A 12684-nucleotide genomic window follows, 5' to 3' on the forward strand; every position below is an offset into this window, starting at 1 on the left:
CCATTAAGCGGCTTGTTTGGGGCTGACATGCTTTTGTTCAGCCTGTTCCTGAGAAAGTTGCTTTTTTCTTAGTCGGGTAATGCCACAAATGCCAATAAGGGACAGCAGCGAGAGAAAACTAAATAAGAACGCCAAAGGTAGCCATTGGCCTGCATAATGTTGAGCCAACAAAGTGCCAATGATGGGTGTGGTTCCACTGGTGATTGCCGCAATCATTTGATAGGAAATGGAAATCCCTGAATAACGGACATGTGCAGGAAAAGCTTCCGCCATAAAGCCAGCGACAACTGCATATAAAGAAGACAGCGCAATGACCGCAAGCGTAATCCCCAACACGATGTAATAAATATTTTGGGTACTCACCAGCATAAACATTGGATATGGAATGGCGATACAGAGGATTGCAGCCCAGAACAGAAAACGATGTGTCCCCACTTTACTGGCATACCAAGCTGCAATTGGCATGGCTAAAAATTCAAATAGAGTGACCCAAAACAAAGCATCTAAAATCGTGGGGCGGCTGATCCCCATATATTGAGTGACATAGCTAATCATAAAGGTATTGGTGAAAAAGAAACCCGCTGTCCCAATGGTAATCGCCAGGCCAGCAAAAACCACTTGTGGCCAATAGTTTTTAAGCAACTCTTTTACAGGGTATTTGGCTATTTCTTGTTTGGCTTGCATCTGTTTAAATTCAGGGGATTCCTCTACGCCTAGACGGATAGCAAGGCCAATGAGCATAAATACAAAGCTGAGTAAAAAGGGCACACGCCAGCCCCAGTTGAGTAAGGCTTGTTCATCCAAAGAGGTAATGCCTTTAAAGACCAAAAGGCACAAAATCAGACCTGCTGGGCTGCCCATTTGGGCAAAAGAGGCGAAAAAAGTTTTTTTATGGGCAGGAGCATGTTCGCTGGCCATGAGTACTGCGCCACCCCATTCACCACCGACTGACAAGCCTTGCAAAAAGCGTAGTACGATGAGAAGAACAGGGGCCCAAATCCCAATATGCGCATAGCTGGGAATCAAGCCAATGCCAGTGGTGGCCAGTCCCATCAGCAGCATGGTAAATAACAACATTTTTTTGCGACCTAATTTATCGCCTAAATGCCCGAAAATAACGGCAGCGATTGGTCTGGCAATAAAACCGACAGCAAAGGTTGCAAATGCCGCTAATGTCCCTGTTACAGGATTGGTTTCAGGGAAAAATACCAAGCCGAGAACAAGAGCTGCAGCTGTGGCGTAAACATAGAAGTCATAAAATTCGATTGTTGTTCCAACGAAGGCCGCGGCAGCAGCCCGTTTTGATTGATCTTTTTTCATTCCATCTCGACCTATTTTTATCCATGTATTTTTCTTGTTTTATCGTGGGACGTTATTTACGTATTTTTACCCCTGGGAGGACGCATAACATTTCATACAGCAGATTCGCACCAAGCAATGAGGTATTGCCTGTGGTGTCATAAGGCGGTGAGACTTCAACCAAATCACAGCCGATCAGATCTAGACCCTGACAGCCGCGGATAATTTCCATGGCTTGAATCGTGGTCAAACCACCAATTTCAGGGGTTCCTGTACCTGGCGCCCAAGCAGGATCAATACCATCAATATCAAAGGATAAATACACAGGCCCGCCAGCAACTTGTGCTCTTACTTCCTGCATTAAGGGAGCGAGTGATTTATGCCAGCATTCTTCAGCTTGAACCACGCGAAAGCCTTGTCGCCGACTCCAATTGAAGTCATCTGCACTATAGCCTTGAGCCCGTAAACCAATTTGTACAACGCGCTGACAATCAAGTAGTCCTTCTTCAGCAGCACGTCGAAAGGTGGTGCCATGTGCAACTTTTTCACCAAACATCTCATCATTGACGTCTGCATGCGCATCGATATGAACCAAACCAACAGGCCCATGTTTTTTATGGATCGCACGCAGGATTGGAAGGGTCAGCGTGTGATCACCACCAATCGTGAGCGGAATAATCGGATGAGCCAGTACGCGATCATAATGTTCTTCGATAATGCGCACTGCTTCTGTCAAATTAAAGGTGTTGATCGGGACATCACCAATATCAGCCACATTGAGTGAATCAAAGGGTGCTGCGCCTGTTGCCATGTTATATGGGCGAATCATGACCGATTCGGCACGAATTTGCCGCGGGCCAAAACGCGTGCCTGAGCGTAATGATGTACCAATATCTAGAGGAATCCCAATAAAAGCCGCATCCAGTTCGGCCAAACCTGCATCATTATCGACAACTGGTAGTCGTAACATGGAGGCAATGCCACCAAAACGCGGCATTTCATTACCACCGAGCGGTTGATTTAAGCGTTTGTTCATTTGCTTCTCCTTTTTCTTATTTATTGATCAGCTCGGAACAGGGTTAAATCCTATTTTTTAAAAACTTAGTTTTGATTTTTCTAAACTAAGTTTTACAAGAATGTTTTAAGATGAAGTGAGGCAGAGGGAAAATTGAGATAAAAGCCATGACGCATATGGATATCAAGTTAGTTCGAATTTTTGTCAGTATTGTAAAGAATCAAGGGTTTGCCAATGCCCAGCAAGAGCTCAACCTATCAACCTCGGCCATCAGTACCTATATGAATCAATTGGAGCATATGGTCGGTTTCAAATTATGTGAACGTGGACGTGGTGGTTTTGCATTAACTCAAAAAGGTGAAATGTTTTTTCAGGAAGCCAAGCGCATACTCAATGAGTTAGAAAATTTTTCCAGACATACTGCTCAGATCAAAGGCGAACTGACGGGTACCATTAAAATAGGGATGCTGGATTCGATGGTGACAGATCGAAATATCCCTTTAGATCAAATCATCCAACAGTTTTCAGAACAGAATCCAAATGTTTATATTAAATTGCAGGTGCAACCTCCCTATGAGTTGCAGATGGGGATTTTGGAAAATCGTTTTGATGTTGCGATTGGATCTTTTTTTCTAAAGATGAATGGCGTGATGTATCAAGCCTTGCACAAAGAACAGCAGTGGTTGTTTTGCAGTGACACACATCGTTTATATAAGCAGCAAGGTCTAACGGCAGAAATTATTCGGCGTGAAAAAATGGTCAGTCGTGGTTATTGGAGTCATACCGAATTGGCCAAACAAGGATTTAAGCATTCTTTTGCTACAGTTGATTCGATGGAAGCACAATTAGTGCTTATTTTATCAGGACAATATATTGGTTATTTACCAGAGCATTTTGCCCAATATTGGGTGGAACAGCAACGCTTAAAAGTGTTACTTCCAGCAACATTTGGCTATACAGCACCATTTTCGCTTATTTTTAGACGAGGCAGAACCAAAGAGCCTGTTATTCAGAGTTTCCGTAAAATTATCAAAGACTTTTTTTGATGGGAGCTTCCGAGTTAAGAAATATCGAAGTATTGTGAGTGCAATACAAAAAGAAAAAGGGCTGATCAAGATCGCCCTTTTTCTTATAAGATAGGAAGTAGCTTCAAATTAGAAGTTATATTCCATACCAAAACCGATGGTTGTTTTCTTATCATCTTTCACTAACCAATCACGTTTTTGTTGACCTACAACACCGTAGAAACGTGTTTGTTTGTTGATTTGATAATCAGCACCTACACCGTAAAGATCTTGTTTACGATCTTCACGACCATTCACTTCAGTTGTAGAAGAGATATATTCTGCTTTTAACTTCACAGGAGTAGAAGGGATTACGTATGCAGCTGTTACGCCATAAGCATCTTCTTGCAAGCCTTTATAAGATGTTACAACAGCTGGAGTACCGCTTGTTACCGCAACAGTGTCATCTGTTGGTTGAGCTGTTTGCCATAATGCACCAAACACTAGACCATCAACACCTGCAGGCGTTAAATCCAAAGAACCTGTTACACGGATGGCATCTGAATAAACGCTATTATCACCGCTTAAGTCACTATAAGCATTATATTTAGAAGCGACGCCAAAGTTACCTGCAACAGCTGCTGCTAAGCCCCAATCTTTATTTTCATAAGTAAGAGAGGTAGAAACACCATCACCAAAACCATCACGGCTGCCTTTTTGGCCTTTTGCATTATTTTTAACAGCTGATGATTCTTCACCTTGTTGGAACATGATGTTGAATGCTAGACCGCCAAGTAATTTTTTATCTGTTTCAAAGCCAATCACGTTCTTTAAACGATCTTCACCCACTAAAACTTTAGTCATATCCAGTTCATTGTGGTCGTTGAAAATATCTTGGTTGTTACCCGCAGCATTTTTAAAGTAAGAATCGAACTGACCTACTTTTAAAGTACCGATACCATCAGATTTAATACCGACATAACGGTTACGGTTACTGAATACATCACCGTCACCATCTGCACTAATTTGCCATTCGATCAAGTAAACTGCAGAAAGGTTATCAGTCAGTTTTTCTTCACCTTTCACACCAATACGAGAAGCGTTAGAGTTTACTTTTGTTACGCTTTCATCTTTAAAGCCATTTTTATCGATTTGATCTAAAGTCACATTGAGCTTACCATACAATGTTGGTGCTGCTTGTGCTGCATTCATGGCTAAAGTTGCTACAGTAGCAGCAAGAAGCAATTTTTTCATTGAGATTTCTCCAAAACACTTTTTTGTAAATGGCTGATGCCTTAGTTACTGTTATAAGCTTGCTTATGTACATAAAGTTACATAGCTCACTGACTTGTATGCAGTATCGGTAAACTTTGTGACAGAGAAGTGAAAGAAAAATGACAGTTTGATGACGATTCATATTTAGTAATAATTATATTTCTTCTTGTTTTTTATATAATTAGAAAACAAAAAAACGGAGTAATCACTCCGTTTTTATAAAAATCAGTGCTTAAAGTGCAGCTTTGATTTTTTCAGCGAGCGCTGTAATTTTGTCTTGATCACCCATTTTTGCGGCATGACGACCAAGTTCATGTACTGAACTTGGAATTAGATGGAAATGCACATGAGGGACGGTTTGTCCCGCTGCTACACCTGAAAGCTGCATAAGGACGATACCTTTGGCATCTAAAGCAGTTTCCATTGCCTTGGCAATTTTCTGCACGATTTGAATGGTATATGCAGCTGCATCGGCAGGGAGGTCCAATAAGGTAACAGCTGGACTCTTTGGAATCACTAAAGCATGACCATCTGCTTGGGGCATGATATCCATAAAAGCGAGAACCTGATCGTCTTCATAGATTTTGATTGCAGGTAATTCACCACGTAGGATTCGTGCAAAAATATTTTGGTCATCGTATGCCATGATTCATCCTTTAGATAGGCTTATTTTTCAATAATTGAATTCACTCTCTGATTCGAGAGTGAATTGACGCGTTTAAAACACGATATTTGGTTGCTTATTTGCAGTTAAGCTCTTTTTGACGAGCTTTGATTTCATCAAGACGTTGTTGTTCTTTATCAGAAAACTTTGGCTTAGTCGTATGGCAATTTTCGTTACCAAACTTCGCTTTAGCATCAGCGTCTTTAAAACAGAATCCTTTAGATGCATAGATCAGGTTCGAGTCATCCTGTAACTTTTTACATTCTTGTTCTGGTGTTGCAGCTTGTACACTAAAACCTGTTAGGGTAATTAAGCCAGCAAAAACCGCAACCATTAACTTATTCATGAGGTGTTCCTCTAATCAAAAAAGTATAAATCAATGCTGTATGAAGTTAGATCCATATGGCGCTTGATCGCTACGCATATACCAATATAAGGTTTATTAATGAAATTTCAATGAAACTGTATGGTACGAGTGTAAGTTTACTCCATAATTTATCCTTATAATATGGAAAAGCCTTATATATCAAGAACTTTGTTGTAATTTTATATAAAACAACTGATTAAGATGATTTTTATTGTGCATTAAATTGCTTGTTTTATGGTATTTCGCTCTTTTTAAAGGTTTATTTATATATTGATTACTGCCATATACGTTTTAACAAAATAAAATGTAAATGATATTTGAGATTGTATTAGTTCAATTGCAGAATAAACAATGAAGATTGTAAATGGATTTGAAATCATAAAAATTGGATCGTGAATGCTTTATTCAAAATATTTAGAATGAATAAGAGTCAACGCGGATTAAAAAATAAAGGCTCACTAAACTAAATAGTGAGCCTTTGGGGTGGCGTCCTTCGTTCTTTCGATTGACTACGGGCTTATCTTAATCAATTTAAATAATTGTTAATTACCGCTTGTGTCAATGGGAGTAAAATTACTGACCCAACGGCAGGAACCCTGTGAAGTATCAACACAACCATCGGGAAGTCCTTGCTCCTGCACCGCTATTATAGTGAATACTGGACTTGCATTGGAAGTAATCCTAATCTTTTGATTGCGATGTGTCTGAGATTTAAATATAATTAATTGATATTTATTTGGTTTTATAAATTAAATTTCTAATTTATTACCTAAGCGCCATTGAAATTTAAGCTTTTTAACAAGAATATGAAAAATGCTGAAATATATTAAAAGCAACCTTCCCATCCTTATCTTGATCATTATTGTTATAGGGGGACTCGGCTATCCCCTTTACTCAGGTAAATGGATTATGGCTCCCCGACTAAGCGAAATTGACAGTAAATGTTATGGGGTAGATGTACCAAGCAGCATTGAGCATAACAAAGTACTACTTTTTTGTTCATGTGTTCATACGGTCGGTATTGAAAATAAAGAAGAGAAATATAAGTATTGTACCAATAGAATGGATAAAATTACTTACCGACAAGATTCTTGATGATTTGGTCTTTAGTGTTTAAATTTGAAAGAATTGTGTAGAAATTATAAAATATATCCTTGTCTTTCTTTATTTTATATTGAGTATACTTAATGAAAAAAATATTAATATTTCTAATAAATTCAGTTGTGACTGTTTCTGTGTATAGTGCTGATGATTTGTTTAATAAGCCTCCATCACTTTTAATCTTAAAAAAATGACACACCCGAATATGAAATCAAAAGTCGTGAACATGTTGATTTCTTTGAGTCAGCAAAGCAACAAGAACAAGATCGTCTAAATCAGCATGATGTAAATGCGGCGAAGATGTATGAAACTCGGTCAAATACATCTAATATGAGCCCATTTGAACGATCTCAATATCTTCTAAAAAACAATGATACTCGTGCTTTAAATGCGTATGAATATGAGCAACAATTAAATTCATTGCAGAAGGCTCGAAATAGAGGCGTCATTTCAGACCGAGATTATAATTACCCAGCAAAATCATATGCCTTTAGAGCAAAAGAATAATCAGCTTAAATTATCAGTTCCAGTTGGAGAATAAATTCAGTTCGTTTAAATGCTCATCGAAAGGTGGGATTTTTCAGTTTTATCGCTTATGATAGATAATACTTTATTTTAATTAGAATTTTTATATGAACATTGTTTTTATCATTTTGTCTATATTTTTTATTTTCGCGCTTATAGCCAAGTTCAGCAAGAAGAAATAAGCTTTTGTCGATACGATGTTCTGATACTCTACAGCTCATCATTATTTAGTTGATCTTTAAAATTTAATCAAAATAAGCATAATTTTGTTGATTTGCGTCACACTTTTATCTATATTTGCCATGTTGTTTGACAATAACTAAACAACAATAACCTTCATTCAGCGCAAAAAGAATTAAGGGGAAGCCCACTCATCGAGTGGGCTTTTTAATTGTATATAACCCTGAATTTACTATGCAGCTTAAAGTATGGAAAGTGGAGCTACAAGGGCGAGTCTGTTGCCTCAAATTGAATGATAAAGCAAAATTATTAAGGATTACAAAATAAAAGCCCATAGTTTGGGCTCTTAATAAAGACTTCACTGTGACCATGATTCTTTTATCCTACTCAGCTTCAAAGGAAACTGTTAGGGGCGGCGTCCTTCGTTCTTTAGGCTTCCCAAGGCGTTACCTTTGCGGAAGCAGACCCGGTTAAAATTGGCCCAACGGCAGGAACCCTGTGAAGTATGAATACATCCATCGGGAAGTCCTCGCTCCTGCAAGCGTAATTTTAGCTAGTATGTTGGCTGAAGGCAATTGAATGAAGATTAATTGGTAGGCTTTGATAAATGTCGATTAAAGAGACATTGTGATTATTCAGCATATTGTTACATTCAATAGGTTTTGATTGATTGGTTAGAGATGATGTAATGCAAATGTTGAACGTTAAGGATTGTCAGTGCTTTGATATATTTAGCGTTAATATACGGTTTTCAATCTTTATGAATGATATTGTGGATTTATTTGGTTAGATCGAATGATGTGAAAATGGTAGGTGAGGAATCATGAAGACTATCTTGGATTATTTCCGCAAGCACATTGATGTTAGGCACCCTCAAAAATGGAATGATGCTAAAGATAAGCAAATGAATGTTGCAACGGCTTATGATACCGGCGATATGTTAGGTGCAGCCTTTGATTTTGAAATGTCTATAAGTGCTCATGGTATCAATCTTATTACAAGCTTTGAGGATTTAAAGCTACATGCCTATGACGATAGCGTTGGTGTGTGGTCTATTGGATTTGGCACCACAGTTTATCCAACGGGTGTTCGAGTTAAGCAAGGGGATTATTGTACATCAGAGCAAGCAAAGTCTTTTTTTCAACATGATTTAAAGTACTTTCAAAAGGCTGTAAATGAAGCTGTCACTGTTCCACTTTCTCAGAATCAATTCGATGCTCTGGTTTCATTAGCATACAACATCGGCAGCAATGCTTTCAAAAATTCGACATTGCTAAAGTATTTGAATGCACTAGCTTACCAAGATGCGGCAGACCAGTTTTTGGTTTGGAATAAAGGTGGTGGTAAGGTCTTAAAAGGATTAGTTCGCCGTCGGGAGGCTGAGAGAAAGTTGTTTCTAAAAAGAGGTTAAGGCCATATAAACCAAGAATAGATATTTGAAGAATGTTTTGGGTTCGAAATACCAGCTAGGGTTTATGAAATTTGGCGTACCATCGGATTAGGGGCTTGTTCTAAATGTGCTTCTGCATTTATTACTGCCTTAAATCTATGTAATCCCGCAGATAGGAATCCTAAATTTGATACAACAGCACCATTCTTACAGTTGGTTTTCTAATTTGGCTATTGCTTATTTTATATCTATTAAAATGAATAAAAATTAGAATTGAATTCTGTAGTATAAAGCCCTCAATTGAGGGCCTTATACAATTGAAAACTAGGGTGTTGTCACTTTCATTAATACCACACCGAATACGATAGATGCAGCAGCTAATAGGCGTAAAAAACCCATAGGTTCATGTAAAAAGAATATTCCAATCAGAAAGGCACCAACAGCTCCGATTCCGACCCAAATCGTATAAGCAGTGCCTAAAGGCAAGGTCTTCATAGCGACAGCCAGTAAACCGAAACTCAAAATCATGAATACAATGGTAATGATGCTAGGGGTGAGCCTGGTAAAACCGTCAGACATTTTCATTGAATATGCCCATACAATTTCAAAAATACCAGCTAAAATTAGATATGCCCAAGCCATTTCGACACCTCATTATTAATATTTTAGGTCGTCCTAAAGCTTGAAAATTGAATAAAGAGGTCGTCCTCTTCGTAAGCTATATAAACATTGCCAGAAGATAACTTCAATTTATTTTTGTTAAATTTTATTCCGATTGGTAAAAAGGTATCTAAAAGGGCAGATACCTTGAGTGTAAAAGAAAAGCCACTTTAGTTATGAAACATATGCTTGTACATCATATTCAGGCTCTCCAGCTAGAACAGAAACGAATTTCTCAACGGTTTCGGCCGTTAACAAATAAGGGTTAAACTCTTCTAAATGATATTTCATAAAAAAGTCTGAAATGTTCTGATTGATGGGTGAAAATTTCATAGACCACTGAGAGAAAAATGGATTCTCGCACACCGTGTAATAGAGAATTTCACAATTGATATGACGTTCATCTTTCACAATTTTGTTATAAAATAAATCATCAACAATGTCTTTTTGACCTTCTAAACATTGTACAAAATAACCATGACCATAATATAAAACACCTCTAATATCATTGCGGTAATTAAAGTCTACAGCTTCATCGAGAATTTTAATTAAATCTGTTTTTAAGTTAGAGTCAATATGCTTAATTTTACTTACGTATAAAAGTCTAACAGACTCCATTAGATATGCTCATTTTGAGGGTTGAGCTTTTGTTATATAGAAAAAACAATGTCTTGTATAGTTTAGTCTGTAACACAGATATCGAATTTTATAAGCTGTGATTTTCTAGAGCTAGGTAAAGTGAAGTGGTAGTAGGTCATGTTTTTTCACGCAGAAGTGAGATGGCCTCTTCAATATTTAGACTTGAATTTCTTCTATGAATTCTTAGGAATAATCATAATATTGTGTGAAATACGTGGCTCTATCTATATGGAATTATTGAGAATAATGTGACTTTTATCACACATATACGAAAGATTGGTTAAATTTAAAATCAAATTGCAAATGAATTAATCTTTTGATTTTTAATGAAAAATATAAGAATAAATATTTTTGGTTACAACCATTTTGTCGACAAAACTAGATCTGGTTTGCCATATTGCGTTTGCGAAACTTAGCAAAGGTATTTGTCTATGGTGTCATTTCTATTTATTGGTTTGATCATTACGATCTTACTAACACCAGGTCCAACGAATACATTATTGGCTTCGTCTGGAATCCAAACGGGTATTAAAGGTTCACTAAAATTAATCCCTGCTGAGGTTATTGGTTATTTTATTGCCATTACAACATGGGGCTTTTTACTTGAGTCTGTTTCACACTATGTGCCTTGGCTACCGCCTTTAATTAAGCTGCTTAGTGCGACTTTTATTATCTATTTGGCAATTAAGTTATGGATTACTTCAACCAAAGAGTTGGATTTGAACCAACCTTTGATTACGTCTAAGGCTTTATTTGTAGCAACCTTACTGAACCCTAAAGCTTTATTATTCGCTTCAGCCATTTTTCCACACACTGCTTGGCTCAACCTACATGAATATATTGTTCATATGGGCATATTCTTAGCATTGATCACCCCAATTGCTTTTTTATGGATTGCATTTGGATCTATTTTAATTTCCAACAAAATTTCTTGGCTGAATCAACGCAACTTACAACGTTCAGCAGCATTTGTTTTAACTTTCTTTGCGATGCCGCTGGCTTATTCAGCAATTTCATCGTTCTAAATTGGGGTTTTGCTGTTGTATTTAAAATTTAAAAAATTGGAGTTTTTAATGAGCACTATAAAAATTAAGGTAAAGGATCAATTTGAGGCCGAAAAGATCGCGACAGCCAAAGTAAAAGCTGTCAATGATCAAGAAATTCCCTTCTTTAAACGAATTGAACATATCGAAGTTGAAGGGGAGATTCTTCTACCCAATATGGATTTACTCTTTGAAAATCCTAAAGATGGCAGTATTTATCGGTATGTCGGGGCTGCGTAGATTCATTAGCCATGGTTTGAAGACATTGACCCACGTTTAGACATGGGTTTTTAATACTCCTTTTTTCAATTGAAAAAAGCTAGCTGTTCCCATTTATTTGTTTTTACTTACTAATTTATAAGAAAATTAAAGGTTAAGCCTTTTGACTTTATATACCTTTGCATTCAAATCTTAATGCTAAATACACGATAGATTTCTAATCTATCGCAATTAAACAGTTTAGATGGAAGTCTTAGAAAGGGACTTTCCCTTAATGACTTTATTTTGACTATTTGGTAAATTAATTGTTCTAATAACAAACGGCTTATAAAATGAAATACATAATTTTAGGAATAATTTCAGTTTTAATATCAACAACTACACTTGCTAGAGAAACAAACTCAATACGCTCATCTTACGAGCTTATTAATGTGGGAGACAGTGAAAGTGATTTGCTTAGAAAAATGGGAAAGCCTTACCCAAGGTATTTCATTTACAAAGAAGGTCGTCGCTTATGTGAGGCTACAGAATATGTATATGAGATTGATATGCAGATATACACAGTTTTAGTCTGTAATGGAAAGATCTTTAAAATTGATGTAAATAATAAATAATTCAGATTTATAACCGAGTTAACTTTCAATCATGAGGAGATATCTATCTCAACTCAACTGAATGTAGTAGATACACTGATTGTTGTCGATGTGCAGAACGCTTTTGTATCAGGTAGTGATGCTGTGCCTGCCTCTAAATCACTCATTGCATCAATCAGTATCTTACTTGCTAAGGTAAGAGCAGCTAATGCTCCTGTGATTTTCCTACAAAATGATAGGGAAATAGGTTCTGCAGATGAGCCATATCAATTTGGCTGGGCACTATTTTTTTCGCCACAATCGAATGAGTATGTCATAAGAAAAAATCAAGATAATGGTTTTAGCGGAACCCGACTTCAGCAGATATTGCATGATCATAGAATCAAATCTTTAGCAATATGTGGTGTCCTATCCGAGATGTGTGTTGCTGCAACTGCACGTGCAGCACTAGAGCTTGGTTATGATGTATTGTTACCACATGATGCACATGCAACGTATGATGTGCCAGCAGGGCCAGGATCAAATGGTGTACCTGCTGCTATGGCGGCGAGAGTAGCAGAGTGGTCGCTTGGTGATGAAATTAGGATCTGTGCATCGGTGAATGAGGTTGATTTTCATGAGCCGAAATAACGGTTTAAATAGCAGAAGAAAAATGTCTTATTCTGAATTTTTCGAACTATAAAAACGTATAACAAGGTTATGGCTTGTTA

14 protein-coding genes and 1 pseudogene are annotated in these 12684 nt (G+C 37.3%); 8 read left to right on the forward strand and 7 right to left on the reverse strand.

Annotation, left to right across the window (positions count from 1 at the left end):
* Nucleotides 1-3 precede the first annotated feature (3 nt).
* Together NDN13_RS04105 and speB are read right to left on the reverse strand one after the other, a co-directional pair.
* Nucleotides 4-1320, reverse strand: coding sequence for an MFS transporter (locus NDN13_RS04105; RefSeq protein ID WP_251117266.1), 1317 nt, complete (start codon nt 1318-1320; stop codon nt 4-6).
* Nucleotides 1321-1372: 52 nt separating this feature from the next.
* Complete coding sequence (gene speB, locus NDN13_RS04110; protein WP_251117267.1) at nt 1373-2335, reverse strand: agmatinase; 963 nt, start codon at nt 2333-2335, stop codon at nt 1373-1375.
* 146 nt (nt 2336-2481) lie between these two features.
* On the opposite strand from speB, the gene NDN13_RS04115 reads away from it, so the two are divergent.
* Entirely contained in the window at nt 2482-3360 is an 879-nt protein-coding gene (locus NDN13_RS04115; protein WP_251117268.1) for a LysR family transcriptional regulator, read from the forward strand.
* A gap of 108 nt (nt 3361-3468) precedes the next feature.
* On the opposite strand, the gene NDN13_RS04120 is transcribed toward NDN13_RS04115, so the two are convergent.
* The 3 genes from NDN13_RS04120 to NDN13_RS04130 form a co-directional block, all read right to left on the reverse strand.
* On the reverse strand, nt 3469-4572 hold the full coding sequence (locus tag NDN13_RS04120) for a porin (RefSeq protein ID WP_251117269.1): 1104 nt from the start codon (nt 4570-4572) through the stop codon (nt 3469-3471).
* A gap of 253 nt (nt 4573-4825) precedes the next feature.
* The gene (locus NDN13_RS04125) at nt 4826-5239 is read right to left on the reverse strand and encodes an HIT family protein (RefSeq protein ID WP_251117270.1); all 414 of its coding nucleotides are present in this window, start codon (nt 5237-5239) and stop codon (nt 4826-4828) included.
* 94 nt (nt 5240-5333) lie between these two features.
* Complete coding sequence (locus NDN13_RS04130) at nt 5334-5603, reverse strand: YARHG domain-containing protein (protein WP_004807247.1); 270 nt, start codon at nt 5601-5603, stop codon at nt 5334-5336.
* 834 nt (nt 5604-6437) lie between these two features.
* On the opposite strand from NDN13_RS04130, the gene NDN13_RS04135 reads away from it, so the two are divergent.
* From NDN13_RS04135 to NDN13_RS04145, 3 genes and pseudogenes are all read left to right on the forward strand, one after another.
* Nucleotides 6438-6719 carry a hypothetical protein gene (locus NDN13_RS04135; protein WP_251117271.1) on the forward strand — a complete coding sequence of 94 codons (282 nt, stop codon included), beginning with the start codon at nt 6438-6440 and terminating at the stop codon, nt 6717-6719.
* Between the two features lie 92 nt (nt 6720-6811).
* Nucleotides 6812-7266 (forward strand): annotated as a pseudogene (locus NDN13_RS04140) (hypothetical protein).
* Nucleotides 7267-8253: 987 nt separating this feature from the next.
* The gene (locus NDN13_RS04145; protein WP_251117272.1) at nt 8254-8841 is read left to right on the forward strand and encodes a lysozyme; all 588 of its coding nucleotides are present in this window, start codon (nt 8254-8256) and stop codon (nt 8839-8841) included.
* A 303-nt stretch (nt 8842-9144) separates the two neighbouring features.
* Here the strand turns inward: NDN13_RS04145 and NDN13_RS04150 are convergent, their stop codons facing one another.
* Entirely contained in the window at nt 9145-9462 is a 318-nt protein-coding gene (locus NDN13_RS04150; RefSeq protein WP_251117273.1) for a DMT family transporter, read from the reverse strand.
* Nucleotides 9463-9654: 192 nt separating this feature from the next.
* Nucleotides 9655-10098 carry a BLUF domain-containing protein gene (locus NDN13_RS04155; protein ID WP_251117274.1) on the reverse strand — a complete coding sequence of 148 codons (444 nt, stop codon included), beginning with the start codon at nt 10096-10098 and terminating at the stop codon, nt 9655-9657.
* 452 nt (nt 10099-10550) lie between these two features.
* Between NDN13_RS04155 and NDN13_RS04160 the strand changes: the two genes are divergently transcribed.
* The 4 genes from NDN13_RS04160 (at nt 10551) to NDN13_RS04175 (ending at nt 12604) form a co-directional block, all read left to right on the forward strand.
* Nucleotides 10551-11144 (forward strand): LysE family translocator, encoded by a 594-nt coding sequence (locus NDN13_RS04160; RefSeq protein ID WP_251117275.1) that lies wholly within the window; start codon nt 10551-10553, stop codon nt 11142-11144.
* Nucleotides 11145-11192: 48 nt separating this feature from the next.
* Entirely contained in the window at nt 11193-11402 is a 210-nt protein-coding gene (locus NDN13_RS04165) for a hypothetical protein (RefSeq protein ID WP_251117276.1), read from the forward strand.
* Between the two features lie 311 nt (nt 11403-11713).
* Nucleotides 11714-11995, forward strand: a complete 282-nt coding sequence (locus tag NDN13_RS04170; protein WP_251117277.1) for a hypothetical protein — start codon at nt 11714-11716, stop codon at nt 11993-11995.
* Between the two features lie 90 nt (nt 11996-12085).
* Nucleotides 12086-12604, forward strand: coding sequence for an isochorismatase family protein (locus tag NDN13_RS04175; RefSeq protein ID WP_502799552.1), 519 nt, complete (start codon nt 12086-12088; stop codon nt 12602-12604).
* Nucleotides 12605-12684: the final 80 nt, after the last annotated feature.

The organism is Acinetobacter sp. C32I (assembly GCF_023702715.1).
In the GTDB taxonomy this organism is placed as follows: domain Bacteria; phylum Pseudomonadota; class Gammaproteobacteria; order Pseudomonadales; family Moraxellaceae; genus Acinetobacter.

Coding starts and splice junctions, on each gene's coding strand:
- NDN13_RS04105 (WP_251117266.1), bottom strand. CDS start 1,320: ATGAAAAAAGATCAATCAAAACGGGCTGCTGCCGCGGCCTTCGTTGGA.
- speB (WP_251117267.1), bottom strand. CDS start 2,335: ATGAACAAACGCTTAAATCAACCGCTCGGTGGTAATGAAATGCCGCGT.
- NDN13_RS04115 (WP_251117268.1), top strand. CDS start 2,482: ATGACGCATATGGATATCAAGTTAGTTCGAATTTTTGTCAGTATTGTA.
- NDN13_RS04120 (WP_251117269.1), bottom strand. CDS start 4,572: ATGAAAAAATTGCTTCTTGCTGCTACTGTAGCAACTTTAGCCATGAAT.
- NDN13_RS04125 (WP_251117270.1), bottom strand. CDS start 5,239: ATGGCATACGATGACCAAAATATTTTTGCACGAATCCTACGTGGTGAA.
- NDN13_RS04130 (WP_004807247.1), bottom strand. CDS start 5,603: ATGAATAAGTTAATGGTTGCGGTTTTTGCTGGCTTAATTACCCTAACA.
- NDN13_RS04135 (WP_251117271.1), top strand. CDS start 6,438: ATGCTGAAATATATTAAAAGCAACCTTCCCATCCTTATCTTGATCATT.
- NDN13_RS04145 (WP_251117272.1), top strand. CDS start 8,254: ATGAAGACTATCTTGGATTATTTCCGCAAGCACATTGATGTTAGGCAC.
- NDN13_RS04150 (WP_251117273.1), bottom strand. CDS start 9,462: ATGGCTTGGGCATATCTAATTTTAGCTGGTATTTTTGAAATTGTATGG.
- NDN13_RS04155 (WP_251117274.1), bottom strand. CDS start 10,098: ATGGAGTCTGTTAGACTTTTATACGTAAGTAAAATTAAGCATATTGAC.
- NDN13_RS04160 (WP_251117275.1), top strand. CDS start 10,551: ATGGTGTCATTTCTATTTATTGGTTTGATCATTACGATCTTACTAACA.
- NDN13_RS04165 (WP_251117276.1), top strand. CDS start 11,193: ATGAGCACTATAAAAATTAAGGTAAAGGATCAATTTGAGGCCGAAAAG.
- NDN13_RS04170 (WP_251117277.1), top strand. CDS start 11,714: ATGAAATACATAATTTTAGGAATAATTTCAGTTTTAATATCAACAACT.